General features: G+C 62.1%; 20 protein-coding genes. 1 reads left to right on the forward strand and 19 read right to left on the reverse strand.

Annotated elements, in window-relative coordinates; translation table 11 throughout:
- Nucleotides 1–7 precede the first annotated feature (7 nt).
- The 19 genes from KR541_RS29165 to KR541_RS29255 form a co-directional block, all read right to left on the reverse strand.
- Nucleotides 8–712: a response regulator transcription factor gene (locus KR541_RS29165; protein ID WP_060067741.1), complete on the reverse strand. Its 705-nt coding sequence runs from the start codon at nucleotides 710–712 to the stop codon at nucleotides 8–10.
- A gap of 267 nt (nucleotides 713–979) precedes the next feature.
- Nucleotides 980–1,912: a LysR family transcriptional regulator gene (locus KR541_RS29170; RefSeq protein WP_050011390.1), complete on the reverse strand. Its 933-nt coding sequence runs from the start codon at nucleotides 1,910–1,912 to the stop codon at nucleotides 980–982.
- 591 nt (nucleotides 1,913–2,503) lie between these two features.
- Nucleotides 2,504–3,676 carry a Gfo/Idh/MocA family protein gene (locus tag KR541_RS29175; RefSeq protein WP_311767832.1) on the reverse strand — a complete coding sequence of 391 codons (1,173 nt, stop codon included), beginning with the start codon at nucleotides 3,674–3,676 and terminating at the stop codon, nucleotides 2,504–2,506.
- Nucleotides 3,597–4,562 carry a Gfo/Idh/MocA family protein gene (locus tag KR541_RS29180; RefSeq protein WP_216089970.1) on the reverse strand — a complete coding sequence of 322 codons (966 nt, stop codon included), beginning with the start codon at nucleotides 4,560–4,562 and terminating at the stop codon, nucleotides 3,597–3,599. The genes KR541_RS29175 and KR541_RS29180 overlap by 80 nt, the downstream gene beginning before the upstream one ends.
- Before the next feature lie 60 nt (nucleotides 4,563–4,622).
- Entirely contained in the window at nucleotides 4,623–5,615 is a 993-nt protein-coding gene (gene iolG, locus KR541_RS29185) for an inositol 2-dehydrogenase (protein WP_050011206.1), read from the reverse strand.
- 49 nt (nucleotides 5,616–5,664) lie between these two features.
- On the reverse strand, nucleotides 5,665–6,645 hold the full coding sequence (locus KR541_RS29190) for a Gfo/Idh/MocA family protein (RefSeq protein WP_050011207.1): 981 nt from the start codon (nucleotides 6,643–6,645) through the stop codon (nucleotides 5,665–5,667).
- A gap of 216 nt (nucleotides 6,646–6,861) precedes the next feature.
- The gene (locus tag KR541_RS29195) at nucleotides 6,862–8,028 is read right to left on the reverse strand and encodes a Gfo/Idh/MocA family protein (RefSeq protein ID WP_216089971.1); all 1,167 of its coding nucleotides are present in this window, start codon (nucleotides 8,026–8,028) and stop codon (nucleotides 6,862–6,864) included.
- Nucleotides 8,029–8,193: 165 nt separating this feature from the next.
- Complete coding sequence (locus KR541_RS29200) at nucleotides 8,194–9,906, reverse strand: acetyl/propionyl/methylcrotonyl-CoA carboxylase subunit alpha (protein WP_050011208.1); 1,713 nt, start codon at nucleotides 9,904–9,906, stop codon at nucleotides 8,194–8,196.
- A complete protein-coding gene (locus tag KR541_RS29205) occupies nucleotides 9,903–11,501 on the reverse strand; it encodes a 5-oxoprolinase subunit B/C family protein (protein ID WP_124660024.1) in 1,599 nt (532 codons plus the stop codon). The genes KR541_RS29200 and KR541_RS29205 overlap by 4 nt, the downstream gene beginning before the upstream one ends.
- The gene (locus KR541_RS29210; protein ID WP_050011209.1) at nucleotides 11,494–12,279 is read right to left on the reverse strand and encodes a LamB/YcsF family protein; all 786 of its coding nucleotides are present in this window, start codon (nucleotides 12,277–12,279) and stop codon (nucleotides 11,494–11,496) included. Before KR541_RS29210 ends, KR541_RS29205 begins: the two co-directional genes overlap by 8 nt.
- A 65-nt stretch (nucleotides 12,280–12,344) precedes the next feature.
- A complete protein-coding gene (locus KR541_RS29215; protein WP_050011210.1) occupies nucleotides 12,345–12,641 on the reverse strand; it encodes a putative quinol monooxygenase in 297 nt (98 codons plus the stop codon).
- Between the two features lie 54 nt (nucleotides 12,642–12,695).
- Nucleotides 12,696–13,145, reverse strand: a complete 450-nt coding sequence (locus tag KR541_RS29220; protein WP_050011211.1) for an OsmC family protein — start codon at nucleotides 13,143–13,145, stop codon at nucleotides 12,696–12,698.
- A 72-nt stretch (nucleotides 13,146–13,217) separates the two neighbouring features.
- Complete coding sequence (locus KR541_RS29225) at nucleotides 13,218–13,535, reverse strand: hypothetical protein (protein WP_216089972.1); 318 nt, start codon at nucleotides 13,533–13,535, stop codon at nucleotides 13,218–13,220.
- 16 nt (nucleotides 13,536–13,551) lie between these two features.
- Nucleotides 13,552–14,346, reverse strand: coding sequence for a putative hydro-lyase (locus KR541_RS29230; RefSeq protein WP_089489199.1), 795 nt, complete (start codon nucleotides 14,344–14,346; stop codon nucleotides 13,552–13,554).
- A gap of 25 nt (nucleotides 14,347–14,371) precedes the next feature.
- Nucleotides 14,372–14,785, reverse strand: coding sequence for a GlcG/HbpS family heme-binding protein (locus KR541_RS29235; RefSeq protein ID WP_050011214.1), 414 nt, complete (start codon nucleotides 14,783–14,785; stop codon nucleotides 14,372–14,374).
- 27 nt (nucleotides 14,786–14,812) lie between these two features.
- Nucleotides 14,813–15,568 (reverse strand): SDR family NAD(P)-dependent oxidoreductase, encoded by a 756-nt coding sequence (locus tag KR541_RS29240; protein WP_050011215.1) that lies wholly within the window; start codon nucleotides 15,566–15,568, stop codon nucleotides 14,813–14,815.
- 77 nt (nucleotides 15,569–15,645) lie between these two features.
- Nucleotides 15,646–16,767 (reverse strand): acetoin dehydrogenase dihydrolipoyllysine-residue acetyltransferase subunit, encoded by a 1,122-nt coding sequence (locus KR541_RS29245; RefSeq protein ID WP_050011216.1) that lies wholly within the window; start codon nucleotides 16,765–16,767, stop codon nucleotides 15,646–15,648.
- A 6-nt stretch (nucleotides 16,768–16,773) separates the two neighbouring features.
- Nucleotides 16,774–17,781 carry an alpha-ketoacid dehydrogenase subunit beta gene (locus KR541_RS29250; RefSeq protein WP_048985726.1) on the reverse strand — a complete coding sequence of 336 codons (1,008 nt, stop codon included), beginning with the start codon at nucleotides 17,779–17,781 and terminating at the stop codon, nucleotides 16,774–16,776.
- A 12-nt stretch (nucleotides 17,782–17,793) separates the two neighbouring features.
- Entirely contained in the window at nucleotides 17,794–18,771 is a 978-nt protein-coding gene (locus KR541_RS29255; RefSeq protein ID WP_050011217.1) for a thiamine pyrophosphate-dependent dehydrogenase E1 component subunit alpha, read from the reverse strand.
- A 504-nt stretch (nucleotides 18,772–19,275) separates the two neighbouring features.
- Here KR541_RS29255 and KR541_RS29260 point away from each other — a divergent pair.
- Nucleotides 19,276–20,214, forward strand: coding sequence for a LysR family transcriptional regulator (locus KR541_RS29260; RefSeq protein WP_200891607.1), 939 nt, complete (start codon nucleotides 19,276–19,278; stop codon nucleotides 20,212–20,214).
- Nucleotides 20,215–20,234: the final 20 nt, after the last annotated feature.

Here is a 20,234-nt window from a genome sequence, read left to right on the forward strand (position 1 = left end):
ACCCAGGCTATTTCGTGGTCGGTGTGCCCAGGTCGGCGGAGAATGCCGCAAGCTGGGTTCGGCTCTCGATGCCCAGCTTGCCCAGGATTCGAATGACATGCGACTTGACGGTGGCAAGCTCGATGCCCAGCGTCTCGGCGATATCCTTGTTGGACAGGCCGGCGGTCATCAGAGACGCGACTGCGAGCTCCCGCTCCGTCAGGAAATACTCGTTTCGCAGCGCGTGGTCTGCCTGGACCTTCTTGACGGACGCAAGCATCGAGAAGCTGTGCTGCATATAGTCGTACATCTGTCCGAAGGGTTCGGGAGTCGAGAACGGGCTATCGCCTTGCTTCTTGATGACGGAGAGGCATGCTAGTGGCGTATCTCCCGCCCAAAACAGGAACCCGACTTCGTCCACGAGCCCGTACTTCCGCTGGTAATCCGACCAACTGGAGTGCTGGTCGTCGCGCTTTGCCCCTTTGAGGGTCACTACGGTCGCACGCTGTTTGATCAGACGATAGACGTTCAGCGGATCGGCCGAGGCGAATACCGTGTAATAGTCCTTGATGGTCTCTTCGGGCCATCCCATCTGGGTGTGCGGCAATAGCTGGTCGTGCGAATCGAGCCATGTGAACACGGCGGCCGAACAATTGAGCATCGACCGTGCAAAGTTAACGGTCTGAAGAGCGAACTCCTGCGATTCCCTGAATTTGCTGACTTCGACTAACATCGCCAATTCTCTTTGCCGGTAGGGATGAGCGCGAGCGCCGATCGCCCGAAATCAGCGGCCCGACAAGTGCGCCAGCACCGAAACCGAAAGCCTCACGAGCGGAGAGCATGAAATTCGCACCAGACTAACATCTGATACCTAATGGGACAGGCTACCGCAACGCGCCGCCGAATCATACTAGGGAAGTCATATACCCGCCGGCGACCATAATCCGAAAGTCAATCGGTACACCCCCACTGCCCGAACGACCTCAATCGGGATGATCGGTCACGCGGCCCGAATCAGCGTCTCCGGTTTTCCTCGGCAGTATGTAGCGCACACATCCCGGGCCGCGTCGGCTGCCGCTACGACGGCCGGTGATGCATTGACCGGCATGCACAACGACACGTCGATCGACGGCGGCTGCGGCTCCAGCGCGAGCTCGGCGATTCGCCCGTTCTCCAGTTCGTCGTGCACGAACAGGTGCGGGACTGCCCCGACACCGTATCCATCACGCACCAATTGCACGATCGCAGCGACCGAAGAGGCACAGGTTATGCGTATCGCCTCGTCCGGGATGCCGGCTCCACCGGCCAGTGTTCGGACGATGCGTTCCACCGCCAGGTGCGACGTGGTGCCCCTTCCGAATGTCAGTATCGGCCGCGCCAGGGCGAGGCGAACCGGATCCATGTCCGAACCGGAAAGCAGCTCCCGGCTGACAATCCATCGAACCGGATAGCTTGCAATCCTGCTCGACGTGACCTTGTCGCTCCCAACAACCTCTGCGCAGACAGCCATGTCGAGCTCGCCCTGCAAGATTTTCTTGTTCAGTGCCGGGCTCGAATCTACGGTCAGCTCGACCACCAAGCCCGGGACGCGCTCCCTCAACTGCGTCACATACAAGGAAAGCCAGCTGTGAACAATCGTGTCTATCACGCCGAAACGTATCGGTCCGCGTAACGCGAGATCGAGACCGGCTGCCTTCTTGAGCGCACGAGTCGCGTCTACCACGTTCATCGCCAGCGTCAACAAGCTCTGCCCAGACAGGGTGAGACGAAAATCCGCCGCCGTTCGATCGACGAGCTCGGTCCTCAACTCGTCTTCCAACGCCTTGATACGTGTCGATATCGTCGCGGGCGAAGTATGAAGAAGACGCGCCGTAGCCCGGAAGCTGCCTTGTTGCGCGAGCGTCACGAACGTCTCCAGAAAGCGTGTATTCATTGCCTCACCATCGAGGATGCAGGTTTCCGTCCCGTCATACGCCACAGAACACCTGCCTGCGTCCGTCGATCTTCTCGAGTCAACACGGCGAAGACAGCACATTGGCGTCGAACATCGCTACGTTCGTCTCTGCTTGTCAGGAAAATGTTGACAGCCGTGTGCAGAATTTCTCGTTGGCTCAAGATCATTTCCGATCCTATTATTTATTCGCATTCCTTCTTTATGACGTAGAGTGCGAAAGCCATTCGGCAAACCGCGAATCTCGAAACGACGGATATATCTGGACCCTCGCCCCATGACGCTACGGAAAGTTCTCGGCACCGCCCTTCTCAACGCTGCCTCGGTCACCCGCACGAACCATCGAAACGTACCCGCCACGGACCAGCGAAACGTCTCTCCGTACACCGCCCTTCTGCGTGAACCGATGTCTTCCATCGCGGCGAATGTTCCCGATCGGCCCGATCTCCGGTCGGTATCGATCCTCGGCTACAACTAAGTCTCGCGCCACGGATCTGCATCCGCGACAGGAATTCGAGGCACGCCGAGCGAGCCTCGGATAGTGTGTCGCGCAAGTTCTCTCGACTTGAACGCCTACAACAGCAGCCGCTTTTCCGTTCTCGGTACGGCGCGCACATCATCGAGCGTCAGGTTTCGGCGGACGAAACGCGTCGGTTCGATGGACACCACCGTTCCCGTGCGAGCAGACGCCTCGATCGCCAGCAAGGCCCTCAGGTCAGCCAGGCCCTCTTCGACACTCGACGCAGGCTTGCTGCGTTTCTGAATGCATTCGGAAAACTGCTGAATCAACCCGCCGAAGTGATCGCAGTGCCGGAAATGCATCGTCTCCGAAGCATCCTTCGCGTTCAGTACCATTCGCGTCGGCGTTTCGAACCTGAAACCGGGCTCCATGGTCAGGTCCCCTTCGGTTCCCAGCACCCTGTACATATCGATCGACGCCGTGCCAAAACTGCAATAGAACTGCGCGATTCGATCGCGAGGGAAACGCAACGTGACAGCAATGGCGTCGTCGATGTCCGAGAAGCGGGAATCTCCGGGCCGGCGCGTCGTGATCGCCGACGCATCGACGGGTTCGTCGGAGAAGACATGCCGCGCCGCGTTGACGCAGTAAATCCCGATGTCTTGAAGCGGGCCGCCCCAGTTCTTGCTGTCCAGCCGGTGGTTGCCCGTCGCGGACTGAAATCCGAACATCCCGCAGAAGTACTTCGGATCACCGATGCGGCCTTCCCGGATCGCTTCCAGTGCCGCGATCGTCCCTGCCTCGTGATGCAAGCGGTAACAGGTGCTCAACAACACGCCGGCCTCGGCTGCCGCCCCAATCATCGCCTCGGCATCCGCGACGTTGGTCGCCATCGGTTTCTCGACCAATACGTGCTTTCCGGCTCGCGCTGCGCGAATCGCATAGTCGGCGTGGAGCGGGTTGGGGACGGCGATATAGACCGCGTCGACGACATTGCTGTTCAACATCCGGTCGTAGTCGTCGTACCCGACGATCGTATCGACGCCGTGGAATCTCGCGAGCTTCCGCGCGCCGTCAGGATTTCCGGAAACCAACGCGCCGATCACCGAATTTCCTGTCTGGGCAACAGCCGGCATGAACGCCTCCTGCGATATCCATCCAGCACCTACAACAGCGTATCTGATCATGTTTGCCTCTATGCGTTGCTCAGGAACCGTAGACGACCGGCACGGCGCTCCGCTCGCGCAGAGACCGACGCGCCGCATCCAGCACGACGGCTGCGTCATATGCGTCGTCGAGCGTCGACAACGGGGTCGTACCTTTCGCGACGCATTCGTTCACGAAGAAGCTTTCGACCTGAAGAAAGCTGTCCCAGTAGGTCGCGTCATCCCAGAACGGAAGTCTCGCGTCGCCAAACTTCGTGACATCCCACGGGATCACGCCGCTTCCGTCGGAGCCGATGATCTTGAAATAGACGGACCAGGGCTCCCGACTGCGATCGTCGGCTGAAAAGCTTCCCCACAGATTCGCAATCGTTCCATTAGGATATTCCGCGGTGATCACCAGTTGATCGTCGGCGTTCGGATCGTCAAAGTGCACATTGGAACCGGTCGCGAATACCGACGACGGGCGACCGACGAAATACAGCATGCAGTACGCGTGATGCACCATCAGCTCGCGCATCGTCAGATCCGGCGCGCCGATCGAAGCGTCATGTTGCTTGTTGTAGATCGCCCAGAAACTGACGATCCTTCCCAGTTTCCCGGAAGCAACATGCGCACGCAGTCGCCGCATGCTCTCTGCATAGACGTAATTGTGGGAAGGCATGCAGATCCTCGATTGCGAACGTGCAATCTCCGCAAGCTCGCGAATCTGCGTCGCGTGCGCGCACAACGGCTTCTCAAGCAATACGTGTTTGCCTGCCAGTAGCGCACGCCTGGCCATGTCGAAGTGCGACGCGGTATTCGTGCACACGACAACCGCATCGACCGCGTTGTCGCCCAGCAGTTCGTCAACGGTTTCGTATGCGCGCCCCCCGAACCTGTCGACGAATTCCCGCGCCTTCCTGTAAGTGCGACTCCAGCCGCCACAAAACAACTGCGGATCCATTTCGGCGAGAGCCGTTCCGTGCAACTCTGCTACGTTGCCGAGGCCGATGATACCGATCTTCATGAGAGCACCCGATATGTGTGAAATGCCCACCGGCTGGCCTGCCCATGCCGGTCATGTCGATCAGCCAGCGATGTCCACCGGCTGCCCGCGCTGCCACGAAAGCGTGGCCGCATCGGCGATCAACTGGGCCTTCAGGCCATCGCCGGCATCCGGTTGCGGCATTTTTCCTGCCGACACGGTGTCGACGAAGTAGCGCATTTCGGCCAGATAGGAGGCGCCGAAGCGCTCGAGAAAGAACGGTTGCGCGACCGGCATGGCGAACCCGACTTCCGTGGCATGCTCCACCTGAGACTCGAGAACGTTCTTGACACGTAGCATGCCGCGCGATCCGTGAACCTCGAGTCGCTGGTCATAGCCGTAGGTCGAGCGGCGCGAATTCGAGATCTGGCAGATCTGCCCCGACTTCGTCGTCAGGATGACTGCCGCCGTATCCACGTCGCCGACCTCCGCAATGGACAGCTCAACCAGCACCGATCCGGTGGCGAACACTCGCACTGGATCTTCCTGCAACAGGAATCGCGCGAGGTCGAAATCGTGAATCATCATGTCGCGAAAGAGACCACCGGACGTCTTCAGATACGACAGCGGCGGCGGCGCCGGATCACGAGATGTGATCGTGATGGTCTCGACATTTCCGATCTCACCCTCGTGCACGCGACGCGCCAACTCACCAAAGTGCGGGTCGAACCGCTGGTTGAACGCCGTCATGAAGGGCACGCCCACATTCTCGACGGCATCCATGCATGCCCTTACCCGCTCCGACGACAGATCGATGGGCTTCTCGCAAAAGATGGCCTTTCGCGCAACCACCGCCGCGTGAACGAGATCGAAATGCGTCGATGACGGTGTCGCAATCACCACCGCATCGATGTCATTCCCTTCGAGAATGTCCGATGCATCGCGTGCGTCAACCCCAAATCGGTCAGCACAGGCCGCTGCGGCGCTCTCGTTGACGTCAGCTACCGCGACTAGCGTTGCCGATGGAATCTGCTTGATACCGAGTGCATGAACTTGACCAATGCGCCCACATCCGAGAATTCCAATTCTGATCATTTTTCCTCCTGAGTGGCGCAAACCTCTGCATTTCCGCGGATTGGCATGACTACGCGTACATCGTCGGACGGTAACGCCCGGCCGCGAACGTCAATGATGTTCCGCGCCCCATCGCAGCGACGATCTGCTCTGCGACTGCCGTCGTGACATAGCCATCCCAGGCATTTGCACCACCGCTTGACGTGCCGGCGCCGATCGATCGGACCCACTCGTTGAGCTGCTTCACATAGGCCGACCTGAATCGGTCGATCCAGTTTCCGGCATGGGCCGTCATGCCGTAGCCGCCGGCATTCCTGCCGACACATCCGGGCGGAGCAGTCTCGATCGTTCCGTTTCGCCCGACGACCTGTACGTGCACGTGATAGCCATACTGGCAATTCATGAACACCTCCGACGACACGATTACGCCGCCGGCCATTTCCATCACGACGACCAGCGGATCGCCGTTTCCAGCACTGTAGACACGTGCGCCAACAGGTTCGGAATCGAGCAACCAGCGGCTTGCATCGATTTCGTGAACGAACGCATTGGTGATGGACATCGGGCCGTTGAACCAGTCCGGCGCGATGGGATTTCGGTGGACGTTGTGCACGACAACCGGTGCGCCAATGTCGCCCTCCCGGACAGCACGCTTCATCTCGATGTACGGTTGGTCGAAACGACGCATATAACCGACCTGGACCAGCCGTCGGCTCTTCGCAATTTCCGCGTCGACGACCTTGAGTGCCTCGGCCGCCGTACCGGCCAGCGGCTTCTCGCACAGAACCGGCTTGTCGGCCTCGATGCACTGCAGTACGAGGTCGCCGTGCAGCGTGTCCGGTGCGGCAACGAGAACGGCGTCGACATGCTCGGAGCGAATCAGCTGCCGCGGGTCCGTATAGACTCTCGCGCCGCCCGCCACGGTCCGCGCGCGCCCTTCATCGGCATCGCAGACCGCGACCAACTCCGCACCCGACGTCTCCTCACGCAGAATGCGCGCGTGCTCCGATCCCATTACGCCGACACCGATCACCCCAATTGCCAAGGTCATCCCCTGCCTCCGATCTATTGACACGCTATCGTTCGAACGCGGCCGTAGTGGAGGCCGCATCCGGATCTATCGCAGTTCGCCGCCGGGACGGTGATGCTTCGACGTTGGCCGCAGATGAGGAGGCGCTCGCCGGATCCATTACCGACGAGCCGCGTTACCGATTCGCCACTCACCGAGGAGCTCACCGCCTCCGCACGACTTCAGGCGGCGGCCGTGTTATCCGCGAGCCGGCTGCTGGATGTGTTCCCACACGCCGCTTTGCCCCGACACGAGGATCGCGTCGGCGATGCGCTCGATCTGGACGCCGTCCTCGAAGTTCGGCGCGGCAGGCTGGTTCCCGGCGATGGCCTGCAGGAAGTTGTACCACTCGATCGACTTGATATCGATGTAGCCCTGGCCCATCCCGGCAACCGGCCACAGCTTGTCGCCGAACGGTTGATGCGGGCCCGAGTAGATCGTGCGGAAGCCGAACGCGTCCGACGGATCGTCCGCGAACGCCACACGCAGTTCGTTCAGGCGCTGATAGTCGAACGCAATCGAGCCACGGGTACCGTGGATTTCGAAGCCGAGCTGGTTGTGGTGGCCCCACGCATTGCGCGTCACTTCGATCGTTCCGCACACGCCATTGCTGAACTTGATCATCGTCATGGCCATGTCGTCGACGTCGACCTTGCCCTTCTCCGACGATGCCTGACCTGCCGGGCCGAAGAAACGGCCCGCCGGCAGCGGCCGCTCGACGATGAAGGTCTTGACGATCGAGTTCACCGATTCGAACTCGCCGACGAGCAGGCGCGCCGCATCGATGACGTGCGTGCCGATATCGCCAAGCGTGCCCGAGCCGGCCTTCTCCTTGTTGAAGCGCCACGACAGCGGCGTGCTGGGATCCGCGCCCCAGTCCTGCAGGTAGTAGCCGCGGAACGTCAGGATCTCGCCAATACGCCCTTCGTCGATCAACCGCTTGGCCATCTGCAGCGCCGGCGTGTGGCGATAGTTGTACGAAATCATCGTGACCACGCCCGTTTCCTTCGCGGCCGCATGCATGGCTTCCGCATCGGCTACCGTCATGGCCATCGGCTTCTCGCACATCACGTGCTTGCCCGCCTTCGCGGCGGCGATCGCGATCGCCGCGTGCGTGTCGTTCGGCGTGCAGATGTCGACGATGTCGATATCCGGGCGCGACACCACTTCGCGCCAGTCCGTCGCGTGCTCGGCGAACCCATATTGCGCAGCTGCATTGCGTGCGAGTTCGTCGTCGATGTCGACCACGACCTTGCGTTCGATTTCCACCGGCGAGCCGAACAGGATCGGCACCACGGCAGTAGCGATGGAGTGGGCCTTGCCCATGAAGCCAGTGCCCACCAGAGCGACATTCAGTTTTTTCACGGTTTTCCTCCAATAAGGCTGTCGTACTCGTGACGCACTCAGCCGATTCCTTGACTCTTCCGACATCAATTTGATTGTTCGCCAGTCACTCAGGATCCCGAATCACATGACGTACACCTTCTACATCTCGACAACTCAAATTCGATTCAATGTCCCCTTCGCTCCTTACTCGATAACCGCGATCTTTTCGCCCGCCGTGACCGGACGTCCGGCTTCCCCATGGATGCGGATTCGACCACCTTTCGGTGCGACGACACGCATTTCCATCTTCATCGCTTCCATGATGGCGACGGCATCGCCCTCGGCCACCGTCGCACCCTCCCCCACCAGCCACTTCTGCAGCGTTCCAGGAACCGGCGCCGTCACGATGTCGGCGCCCGCTTCCGCCTTCGCCGAATCGTCGAATGCTCGCGGGACGCCGACATTCGCAAACAGCGACGCAGGCAGACCGATCGTGTGACGCTTTCCATCGATCTCGATGAAGCTTTTCAGCAGCCCGCCCTCAGCCGGCGTGACGCGTCCGGAAGGTTCGACCCCGCCAAACTCCGTTTCGATCCAGTTGGTATGAACCTTGAATCCATCTTCGCCGCTGAAGCTCTTTTCCTCGAGTACCGCCCGATGGAATGGCAGCACCGAACCCACTCCCTCGATATCGAATTCGGCAAGCGCACGACGGGCGCGAGCGAGCGCTTGTTGGCGCGTATCGCCGGTAATGATCAGCTTGGCCATCAGCGAGTCGTACAGTCCCGGAATCTGCGAGCCGGATTCGACACCGGAGTCGAGCCGCACACCGGGACCTGCGGGCGGACGAAAGCGCGTGATCGCGCCAGGTGTCGGCAAGAAACCACGACCCGGATCTTCCGCATTAATACGGAATTCGATCGCATGACCGCGGGGCTCCGGCGTCGCCGTAATCGACACAGGAAGGCCATCCGCGATGCGCAGTTGTTCGATCACGATGTCGACACCGGTGGTTTCCTCCGTCACCGGATGCTCGACCTGCAACCGCGTGTTCACCTCGAGAAACGAGATGACCCCGTCTTGAGAAAGCAGAAACTCGACCGTGCCCGCCCCCGTATAGCCGGCCTCGGCACATATCCTTCGCGCCGCGTCATGAATGCGCGCGCGCTGCTCGACGGTGATGAAAGGCGCGGGAGCCTCTTCCACGAGCTTCTGGTTTCGGCGCTGCAGCGAACAGTCGCGCGTGCCGAGCACGACGGTGTTGCCGTGATGGTCGGCCATGATCTGCGCCTCGATATGGCGCGGACGGTCGAGAAACTGTTCGGCGTAGCAGTCGCCCCGGCCGAACGCCTCCGTCGCCTCGCGGACGGCCGAATCGAACATCTCCGCGACGTCTTCGATGCGTCGGACGATCTTCATGCCGCGGCCGCCGCCCCCGAACGCCGCCTTGATCGCCAGCGGCAGGCCAACTTCCCGCGCAAAGGCGACCGCGTCGGACGCACTGTTCAACGGCCCGTCGGATCCCCTGACCAGCGGCGCGCCGACCTTCGATGCGATACGCCGGGCCTGCACCTTGTCGCCGAGCGCGGTGATGACCGCCGGCGACGGGCCGACCCAGATCAGTCCGGCATCGATTACCGCTTGGGCGAACTCCGCGCGTTCGGACAGGAAGCCGTAGCCCGGGTGGACCGCATCGGCACCGGCGCGACGGGCGATCGCCAGAATCTTCGAGATGTCGAGATAGGTCTCCGCCGGGCGGCCCGCACCCAGCCCGTATGCTTCGTCGGCCAATTCGGCATGCAGCGAACCGGCATCCGCGTCCGAGTAGATTGCGACCGATGTCACGTTGTAGTCGCGCGCGGCGCGAATGACGCGAATGGCGATTTCGCCGCGATTGGCGATGAGCAGCTTCTTCATCGAACGAGTTCCTTCACTTGCGGATCGAATGCGGATATCGGGTTGAAGCGGATACGGGCGCCGATCGGAATCTGCCCGAGCATGCCGAGATGATGGGCCGCGACGACGGCAATCACCGGGTACCCGCCGGTGACGGGGTGATCGGTCAGGAACACCACCGGCTGGCCGCTGTGCGGCACCTGAATCGATCCGAACAACGTGCCTTCCGACGGTAGCTCCGCGTCGTCGCGCCGCGCCAGCGCCAGGTCGCCCGACAGTCGCATGCCGACCCGGCTCGACTCGGGTGTGACGCGCCATTCCTGCGAGAAAAAACGTGCGACGCTATCGTCGGTAAACCAGTCGGTGCGAGGCCCCGGGACGACGTCGACATCGATGACGTCGCCAGCACGCGGGAGCATCCGTCCGACCAGAGGTTCCGGCTCGACGAACGTCGCCGCCTCGTTGGCCGGAACCAAAACATCGCCGCGGGCGATCGGCAACGGGCCGATCCTCGAAAGCGTATCGGTCGACGCGGACCCCAACGTGCGCTCCACGACAAACCCGCCACGCAGTGCGACGTAGCTCCGCATGCCGCGGCCGGGAATGTCGAGCGAGACTTCCTCGCCCGCATCGACGGCAAACGGACGCGAATGGGGGACAACCGTCACGCGGCCATTTGCGTCGCGAATCGAAATCGGACACGGCGCCCCCGTTACAGCCAGGGTCACCGGACGATCAGGCACCAGCGAAAGACCGCCGAACGTCACTTCGAGCACGGTGCTACGCTCGGGATTGCCAACACAGGCGTTCGCGAGTCGTAGCGCGGCGCGGTCGACGGCACCACACACGGAGACACCCTGGTCAGCCTGACGGGGTCGGCCGAGATCTTGATACAGCACTGGGCGATCCGCACGCGTCACCGCGATGCCGCTGCCCGAAACCCGGCGCACCCGCGTCGGCTCCAGTCGTGCCGATACCGGAACGACCGCACCTTTACTCGCATCGCGGAAGCGGACCCGATCACCGGGCGCGAGCAATGCCGCACGCGGGCGCGTCGCGTCCCACATGGGCACTTGCGTCGTGCCGAGAAGCTGCCAGCCTCCAGGGCTGTCGGACGGATAAATCCCGCTGAATTTCCCCGCGATCGCGACCGAACCCGCCGGGATACGCACACGGGGGGTTCTACGTCTGGGGACATCGAATCCCGGATCGTCGGTGGTCATATACGCAAACCCCGGTGCGAATCCGGTGAACGCGACCGAGTGGACTGCATCCAGATGTCGCTGGACAAGCTCCGCCACGGACCATCCCAACAGTTCGGCGACCTCGCCCAGATCTTCTCCGCCGTAGGAAACCGGGATATCGAACATGCTCCCGCCGCGCTCCCGGCGAACGGACACGTCCAGCCGCCCGAGCCGCTCGATCAGCGCCGCGCGATCGACGACAGCCGGATCGAGGCGAACCAGTACGGTACGCGCGCCCGGGACGACCTCGTCGACACCGTCCACTTCGCTTGCGAGAAGCCTGTCGAGGAGCGCCAGCGTCGTCTCGAGACTTCCAAGCTCGACCAGGACGCCGGTAGAACCAGCCGAAAGGATGCGCATCTGCTCAGGCACGGTTCCCTCCCCCGCACGCACTGGCAAATGGCCGAAGCGCAACGCCGCGCGCGGTGAGTTGCGTCTGCAGCACACGAGCGGTCGCAACGGCCGACGGGTTGTCTCCGTGAATGCAGATCGACTGCGCATCAACCGTAATGTCCGTTCCGTCGATTGCAGTCAAGACACCCTCTTGCACGAACCGCAACATGCGACGCGCAACGGCAGTCGGATCGTGAATGACCGCACCTTCCAAGCGGCGACTCACAAGACTTCCATCCCCGTTGTACGCACGGTCCGCAAACGCCTCGCTGACTACGGTGATGCCTGCTTCGCGCGCCTGATCCGCAATCGGCGCACCGGCCAGCGTCATCAACACGAGCGTGGAATCGATCGCGAGAATCGCGTCGATGACGGCCGCCGCCTGGTAGGTGTCGCGCGCGATCGTGTTGTACAGCGCGCCGTGTGGCTTCACGTAGCGAATTGACGTGCCCGCCGCCTTCGCGAGCCCTTGAAGCGCGCCGATCTGGTAGATCACGTCGCCCATCAACTCTTCGCGTGACGGCTGCATGTTGCGACGCCCGAAGCCCACCAGGTCGCGATAGCCGACGTGTGCACCGACGGCAACACCACGCCGCGCCGCTTCACGCAGCACGGTATAGATGCCCACCGGATCGCCGGCGTGAAAACCGCAGGCAACATTTGCGCTCGTCACGATGTCGAGCATCGCCGCATCGTCGCCCATGCTCCACGCGCCGAAGCTCTCACCGAGATCGCAGTTCAAATCAATGCTTAACATGACGCTGCCTACAGGATTCCTTCAGTGCGCGAACACGCGATGCTGCTCGGGTGTTCGCGCGGGATTCACGCGATTTTCCGGAACTTGCTGAGCGAGACGGATTCGATCCATTGTCCCGCCCGTGCGCCGAACGCCTTCGCGAACTCGGTATTCGAATGGGTTTCGAGGGCGGCTTCGTCTTCCCAGACTTCATAGAAAACGAACTGCCCCGGCGTCTCGGTCGATTCGTGGAGATCGTATTGAATGAACCCCGGCTCCGTCTTCGCATACGGCACCAGCTCCTTCAATGCTTCGCGCAGCACGTCTTCGTTACCGGCTCGAGCCACGACGGTTGCGACCACGACCAGACCATCCTTCTTCATCTCACTCTCCTGTTTGCGGTTGTTGATTTGCTGCTGGCACTTCCCTGTCAGAACTCAGCCGAGTTCAATGTCCACTTTCGACTTGATCGAATTGGCGATGAAGCACCCCTTGTGGGCGCGGTGATGCAGTCGCTCGAGTTGCGCAAGGTTCGGCTGCTTTTCGGACCGGAACGTCACGCGCGGTCGAAGCACGATCTCGGATACCCAGTGAAATCCGTCAGCACTTTTCTCGACTTTCCCCACTGCGTTGTCGGAGTACGATTCGACCGCATACCCGCTTCCCTCGCAGAGCGCAAGGAAGTACAGCATGTGGCAGCTCGCGAGCGCGTTGACGAGCAACTGCTCCGGGTCGGCCAGGCTTTCGTTCCCGAGATAATCGGGAGCCGCAGAGACGGGGATCGTCACCGTCGGGCTGATGATCGCGCGGTGGTCCCGGCTATAGGTCCCTTCTCGCTCGTGGTGCTTATCGACAGTCCATTCCAGTCGGACTCCATGCTCGGACATCGGCTTCTCCCGGCGAGCTTCCTCGCCAATCAGTCATTTCCATTGCGGACAAGCTTCGACGGCCTTGCCGCTTCATTCCGTCACAATATATTTGTTCGCACTCTCTATCGATTTGACGGTACCGGATTTCGCAATCGAAACCCATTCGCTCCAGCACGTATGTGCATCATCGGCACGAATGCGCAACGCACGGGAGCCGTCGCGGAATATCAGCCATTCGATCTCGCGAGGAACCTCGGAACCGGCGTCCTGCACGGCCAGACGCTCGATCCGGTGAGAAAAATCGAGCAACCCTTCGCGCAACACGTCAAGGTGTTGCATGCCACATTCGTCCGACGCCTGCGACGTTCCGCGATTGAGCAGCTTCGCGGCGATTTCTGCATCGAACATTGCAACGACTCCTGGCTCATACGGCCGCGGTGTGCGCCGGCAAATCGGTGACGAGCATGTATCCCGGTTCATGCGTGATCGCAAAATCCGGCTTCGCCGCCTGAAGAGCCATCTGCGGCGTGACCCCACAAGCCCAGAAACCGAGGATGTCACCGTCCTCGATCACCGGCGGATCGCCGAACTCCGGCCGGGTTACGTCGCGAATCCCGATGACCGCCGGGTCACCGATATGAACCGGTGCACCGTGCGCGAGCGGAAACCGTTCCGACAGCACGATTGCCTGGATTGCATCTGCGGGCTTGAACGCGCGCATCGACACGACCATCGGGCCATGAAACGGCCCCGCGGCCGCCGTCTGGATGTTCGTCACGTACATCGGTACGTTCCGGTTCGCACTGATGTGGCGAATGTCGATCCCCGCCTGCAGAATCGCGCTCTCGAACGAGAACGAGCAACCGAGCGCAAACGTCACGAGATCGTCACGCCACAGATCGACCAGATCGTCGACCGTATCGGTGTGAACCCCGTTCCGGTACACGCGGTAGCGGGGCACGTCGGTGCGAATGTCGATCGCGCCCAGTCCATCCAGCCCCGGGTTGCCGGGCTGCCCGACTCCCACCAGCGGACAGCTCTTGGGGTTGATTCGGCAAAACTCGCGAAAATCATCTGCGTACATCTTCGGCAGAATTGCCAGATTTGCCTGCATGAAGCCATCGGCGTATCCCGTCGTCGGCGCACGCAGCTTGCCGTCGCGAATCAGCAGCCGAACCTGGTCGGCCGACATCGTCCGCGTACCTGCAGTCGATTCCATTGAAAGTACCCTTGCAGGAAGATGTTCAGTTCTCGCCGAGCGCAGCAACCATCGCACGCGCAATCGCCACGTCCGCTTCCTCCGGACCACCCGACACGCCTACCCCACCGATGACCTCGTCGCCGTGCTTCACCGGCAGGCCGCCGCCGAACACGACCAGCGGGCGGGACGCCGCGCGCTCGAGCCCGTAGAGCTCGGCTCCGGGCTGGACGAAATTCATCCAGTAATCGGTAGGGAACCGCAGTGCTGCGGCGGTATACGCCTTGTTGTGCGCAATTTCGATCGTGCCGAACGCCGCGTCGTTCACGCGTGTGAACGCAACAAGGTGGCCGCCCGCATCCACGATCGACAACGACGAGCGCTGCGCCAGTTCGTTCGCCTTCGCGACGCCCGCTTCGATCGCCCGCCGTGCGGCTTCATTTGTGATCTGCTTGCTCATTGGTTTCTTCCCGATTCTGCACGGCAGTCAGTTGTACGCGCCGCCATCGACATTGATTGCCTGCGCGGTGACGTAAGACGACTCGTCCGATGCGAGGTAGACAAACAGCGGCGCGACCTCGTCCGGCGTCGCCTGTCGGCCAAGGGGGATAGCCGTCCGAACCGCCGACTCCTGCTTGTCGCGGCCACCCATGAAATCGATCACCGGTTGATTGAACGGCGTATCGATCCAGCCGGGACACACGGCATTGACACGCACGCCGTCCGGCGCGAGCTCGATTGCAAGCGTGGTCGTCAGACCGATGATGGCCGCCTTGGACGCCGAGTAGCATGCGAGGCCGGTGCCGCCGCGCTTGCCCGCGAGCGACGACATCATCACGATCGACGACTTCTGCGCGGCTCTCAGGTGACGGAGCGACTCGCGCGCGAAAATGAAGTTGGCCCGCACGTTGATCCCGAAGACCTTGTCCCAGCTCTCGGTGCTGAACTGCTCGATCCGCCCGGAGAGCTGGACGCCGGCATTCAGACACAACGTGTCGATGCCGCGCATCCATTCCGACGACTTCTCGATGACGGCCTTGATCTCGTCTTCGCTCGAGATGTCGGTTCGAAAAAAACGCACCTTATCGCCGAACCGGGATTCGAGCGCGCGGCCCTTGACCTCATCGATATCGACGACCGATACGGTCGCACCTTCGGCAACGAACGACTCCAGAATGGCGAGACCGATATTGGCAACGCCGCCGGTCAGAAGTACCCGCTTGCCTGTCAAACGTCCTGACATGACTGTTTCCTCAAGATCACTGCGCCGATAACCGCTTCACATCGCCGAATCGGCGTCCCGCCGCCCGGCACGAGCGGTTATCGGGCGCGACGGATGTTCTCCAGCAGCGCATCGTTCACAACAGACGCTGCCTCCATTTGCGGCATATGGCCGACGTCCGGAATCACGCGCAACTGCACCGTGGACGGCAGGTCGTTGGCCTGCGCGACCGGAATGATGGCGTCGCGCTCGCCCCAGAGCAGCATCACGGGGCAGGTGAGTCCAGCCAGCATCGCACCGATCGTCTGAACCTGACCGTTTTCGTCGGCAATGGTGTCGGCGATCGCGGACAGCGCCTCCTGGACGCCTTCCAGCCGCTTGAACTGAAGCGTGCCCTCGACCATTTCGCTCGTGATCTTCGACGGATCGGCAAACAGCTTCTCCAGCGCGGCCTGAAGCGGACGGCGGCGCTCCGCGGCGACGAATTCGGTCACGAACGAGCGGTTGATCTCCTTGCCCAGACCGATTGGCGCGATGAGCGTCACCGATGCGACACGCGACGGGTTGGCGGCCGCGAAGGCCGCGGCGATCGCGCCGCCGAACGAGTGACCGACCAGGTGCAGTTTCCCGGACGTGATCGCGCTCGCCGCTTCCTCGACCGCCATAGTGATCTTTTTGATCACGCCACCACCGGTAATCGGCGTCGACGCGCCGTGCCCGGGAAGGTCCACCGCGATCGTCCGGAACTGCTCGGCGAGCGCGCCCTGGTTGAACAGCCAGGTCGACAGGTCACCGCCGAAGCCGTGAATGAACAACACGGTTTCGTTGCTTTCGGGGCCGAGCTCCAGCACGTTCACGCTGCCGCCGGACACGGCGACCGCCTTCGGTGCGACCACACCACCCGCCTCGCCGTCGTCCGCATTCAGGCGATGCGCGTAGCTTGCGACGAGCGCGTCGATTTCCTCCTCGGTCGCCGCTTCATCGGCGATGACGCCGATCAGCGCGCCGACCGGCGCGATTTCGCCCTCGTCGATGACGATGCGCCGCAGGATCCCGGACACGGTCGCCTCCACCACGTTGTTGACCTTCGTGGATTCGACCTCGAGGAGTTCCTGGCCGCGTTCGACCTTGTCTCCCTCCTTCGCGTGCCATTCGAGCACGGTGCCTTCGGTCATCGTCATCCCCCACTTGGGGATGGTGACGGCTTCAATGAACGACATGATTGATTACCCCTTCAGAATCGACTTGACGGCATTCACGACGGCTTCCGGCGACGGCACGTACGCGTCTTCCAGGTTCGGTGCATACGGCACCGGCGTGTGCGGCGCCGTCACGAGCCGGATCGGCCCCTTCAGCGAGTCGAAGCACTTGTCGGCCAGCAGCGCGGAGATATCCGTCGCGACGCTGCAGCGCGGATTCGCCTCATCGACGATCACGACCCGTCCGATGTCCTCGGTGTATTCGAGCAGCGTGTCCTCGTCGAGCGGCGACGTCGTGCGCGGATCGATGATGCACGCCGACACGCCGTCCGCCGCGAGAAGGCGAGCGGCCGTCTCCGCCACGCCGACCATGCGGCCGAGCGCAACGATCAGCACGTCTTTCCCGTCCCGCACCACCCGCGCCTCGCCGAACGGAATCGTGTATGCGCCGTCGGGCACTTCGCCCACGGTGTCGTACAGCATCTTGTTTTCGAGGAAGATCACCGGATCGTCGTCGCGGATCGCCTGGAGCAGCAGGCCTTTCGCGTCGTACGGATTCGACGGGATCACGACCTTGAGGCCGGGAATGTGCGTGAAGATCGGATAGAACGCCTGCGTGTGCTGCGCGGCCGAGCGCGTGCCGGCCCCGTACGTCGCGCGAATCACGAGCGGCGTCTTGGCACGGCCGCCGAACATGTACCGGAACTTCGCGATCTGATTCATGATCTGGTCGAGACATACGCCGGCGAAGTCGACGAACATCAGTTCGGCGATCGGACGCAAACCCGTGAGGGCCGCCCCGGCGGCCGCGCCAACGAATGCGGCCTCGCTGATCGGCGTATCGCGAATGCGCTCGGGGCCGTAGGCGTCGAGCAGCCCGCGCGTCACGCCGAAAGCACCGCCCCACGCATCCTTGACGCCGTTGGCGCCCGCGCCGCCGGTCAGATCCTCACCCATCATGATCACGCGCGGATCACGCGCCATCTCCGAGTGCAGCGCGTCATTCAGCGCTTGACGGAACGATTTCTTTGCCATTGCTGTGGGTCCTTACAGATACTTCACGTAAACGTCGGCGGTCAGTGCCGAAAGCGGCGGGAACGGGGCTGCGCGCGCAGCACTCACGGCGGCGTCGATCTCGGTCTCGATCTGCGCATCGACCGCGTCCAGCTCGCCGCTGGCCACTTGCGATCCTTCCTGCACCTGCCTGCGGAAATTGGCGACGCAATCGCGCTCCTGGCGCATAGCCTTCTTTTCTTCCGGCGTGCGATAGTTGTCGGGGTCTCCGCTGTAGTGACCGTAGTAGCGCGGCACGTGAATCTGCAGCAGGCTCGGGCCGCCGCCATTGCGGGCACGATCGATCGCCTGGCCGGCGGCCTCGTAGACCGCGAACAAGTCGGTGCCGTCGACTTCCGCAGCGGGAATGTCGTAGCTCTGCGCGCGCCGGGTGAAGCTGCCGGCCGAGACGAACGAATTTGCCGTCGCTTCGCCGAAGCCGTTGTCCTCGATCACGAAGACGATCGGAAGCATCCAGATCTTCGCGAGGTTGAAGCTCTCCGACATCACGCCTTCGTTCATCGCACCGTCACCCGCGAACGCAACCGCCACGCCACCGGTGCCGAGCAACTTCGCCGTGAGCGCGGCGCCGCACGTGATCGGCGCGCCGCCGGCCACGATGCCGTTCGCGCCCAGCATCCCCTTGCGCAGATCGGCGATGTGCTGCGAGCCGCCTTTGCCGCCGCACGTTCCCGTCGCACGCCCAAACAGCTCGGCCATCATTGCGCCGATATCGCATCCCTTGGCAATGCTGTGACCATGCCCGCGATGGGTCGACGAAATGTAGTCCTTGTCCGTCAGGTGCAGGCACACGCCGACGGCGCTCGCCTCCTGCCCGGCACAAAGATGGGTGTTGCCCGGAATGTCGCCGGTCGCCATCTCGTCCATCACGCGCTCCTCGAAGCGGCGAATCGTTCGCATGGCGCGATAAGCGTCCACGAGCCGCTCACTGGGAAACTTCAAGGCGGACATTCCAATCTCCTTAATTTAAATGGTGTGCGTGGCTGTGCGCTTCGACGCGACACACTCGACCGTGTTGCAAATCCGGCTCGCCCCACGAATATCGCGACAGCAGTGCCGACATGCCATTTCAATCGTCACCGTTCAATTTCGTCCGGTCCAATTGTGATTGGCGATTTCGCGCGATCACCGATTCTTATCAGTGCGTGAGCGCCAGTCCGCACCCCGATCATGAATTCACGTCGACACTCGAACCGTGCGATCGCGATCGATCATCGACTGCTCGCTTCAACCGCCACGATTGCACTTTTCGTTTCAGCGTTGTTGAAATTCTAGTGATGCGCCTGATGAGGTTCGTCCACCTAAAGGTGGAGAAAGAAATCGCAGCGCGTCCGCTCTCCCCGGGAATCGGGTGTTCTATGTTGAGCACCCCACCCTTCGTCGCTATGATCGATCGAACCTTCCCCGCACCGGGGATATGCGTCGCCTCGTCCGATCGCCGGTCGACATTCGGATATGCGCGATCGAATCGCTTTTCCCCACGCGGGTGGAGTTCGCCACATGATCGATCTTCGAAACCTGGAGACCTTTTACGCCGTCGCCCAACTAGGGGGATTTCACCGTGCCGCGGAAAGGTTGCACACGACACAGCCCGCTGTATCCGCGCGCATCGCGCAACTCGAACAGCAACTGAAGGGACGCCTGTTCGAGCGAGACAAGCGGGGTTGCTTCCTGACCATCAAGGGCAGGCAACTGCTCGTCTACGCGGAACAAATGATTTCGCTGAGCGCCGAAATGGTCGAGGCAGTTGCTGGCCGGACGGCCCTGGGAGGGACGGTTCAGCTCGGCGCGTCCGACACGATCGTGCACACATGGCTGTCCGCGCTGCTCAAGCGGCTCAGCATCGAATACCCGGAGATCACGCTCGAGGTCAATGTCGACGCCACGCCGAACCTGACCGCGGGGCTCGCCGACGGCACGATCGACGTCGCGCTCCTGATGGGCCCCGTGAACGCGAGCAACGCGGAGAATCTGCCGTTGTGCAGCTATCCGATCAGCTGGATCGTCTCGTCGGATTTTGAATGCGACACGGCTCACCTCACGCTGAGCGATCTTGCGCGGCATCCGATCATCACGTTCTCGAGATCGACACGTCCGTACATGCAGCTAAAGGAGATGTTCGATCGGTCGCATCTGCATCACGTGAGAATCTTCGGCAACTCGTCGCTGTCGTCGATCGTCCGGATGACGCTCGACGGCATCGGCATCGCGGCGATTCCACACCACGTCGTGGCCGAACATCTGGCGAGCGGCCGGCTGCGCCGAATCGACACCGGCCACGAGATGCCGGTGATGCCGTTCACCGCCAGTTTTGTCCGCCGCGTCGACATGCCGCTGAGTGCGATCGTTGCCGGGCTCGCGCAAAACGTCGCCGCGCATTACGAAGGGCGCTAGGCGCCACGCCGCGCTTGCTT

The organism is Burkholderia sola (assembly GCF_905400185.1).
GTDB lineage: Bacteria > Pseudomonadota > Gammaproteobacteria > Burkholderiales > Burkholderiaceae > Burkholderia > Burkholderia sola.

Bases quoted from the DNA above. Each gene is read 5' to 3' on its own strand.
- KR541_RS29260 (WP_200891607.1), top strand. From the start codon at position 19,276: ATGCGCGATCGAATCGCTTTTCCCCACGCGGGTGGAGTTCGCCACATG.
- KR541_RS29190 (WP_050011207.1), bottom strand. From the start codon at position 6,645: ATGACCTTGGCAATTGGGGTGATCGGTGTCGGCGTAATGGGATCGGAG.
- KR541_RS29235 (WP_050011214.1), bottom strand. From the start codon at position 14,785: ATGAGCAAGCAGATCACAAATGAAGCCGCACGGCGGGCGATCGAAGCG.
- KR541_RS29225 (WP_216089972.1), bottom strand. From the start codon at position 13,535: ATGTTCGATGCAGAAATCGCCGCGAAGCTGCTCAATCGCGGAACGTCG.
- KR541_RS29175 (WP_311767832.1), bottom strand. From the start codon at position 3,676: ATGACGCAGCCGTCGTGCTGGATGCGGCGCGTCGGTCTCTGCGCGAGC.
- KR541_RS29220 (WP_050011211.1), bottom strand. From the start codon at position 13,145: ATGTCCGAGCATGGAGTCCGACTGGAATGGACTGTCGATAAGCACCAC.
- KR541_RS29215 (WP_050011210.1), bottom strand. From the start codon at position 12,641: ATGAAGAAGGATGGTCTGGTCGTGGTCGCAACCGTCGTGGCTCGAGCC.
- KR541_RS29180 (WP_216089970.1), bottom strand. From the start codon at position 4,562: ATGAAGATCGGTATCATCGGCCTCGGCAACGTAGCAGAGTTGCACGGA.
- KR541_RS29245 (WP_050011216.1), bottom strand. From the start codon at position 16,767: ATGTCGTTCATTGAAGCCGTCACCATCCCCAAGTGGGGGATGACGATG.
- KR541_RS29170 (WP_050011390.1), bottom strand. From the start codon at position 1,912: ATGAATACACGCTTTCTGGAGACGTTCGTGACGCTCGCGCAACAAGGC.
- KR541_RS29200 (WP_050011208.1), bottom strand. From the start codon at position 9,906: ATGAAGAAGCTGCTCATCGCCAATCGCGGCGAAATCGCCATTCGCGTC.
- KR541_RS29210 (WP_050011209.1), bottom strand. From the start codon at position 12,279: ATGTTAAGCATTGATTTGAACTGCGATCTCGGTGAGAGCTTCGGCGCG.
- KR541_RS29230 (WP_089489199.1), bottom strand. From the start codon at position 14,346: ATGGAATCGACTGCAGGTACGCGGACGATGTCGGCCGACCAGGTTCGG.
- KR541_RS29250 (WP_048985726.1), bottom strand. From the start codon at position 17,781: ATGGCAAAGAAATCGTTCCGTCAAGCGCTGAATGACGCGCTGCACTCG.
- iolG (WP_050011206.1), bottom strand. From the start codon at position 5,615: ATGATCAGAATTGGAATTCTCGGATGTGGGCGCATTGGTCAAGTTCAT.
- KR541_RS29255 (WP_050011217.1), bottom strand. From the start codon at position 18,771: ATGTCCGCCTTGAAGTTTCCCAGTGAGCGGCTCGTGGACGCTTATCGC.
- KR541_RS29240 (WP_050011215.1), bottom strand. From the start codon at position 15,568: ATGTCAGGACGTTTGACAGGCAAGCGGGTACTTCTGACCGGCGGCGTT.
- KR541_RS29165 (WP_060067741.1), bottom strand. From the start codon at position 712: ATGTTAGTCGAAGTCAGCAAATTCAGGGAATCGCAGGAGTTCGCTCTT.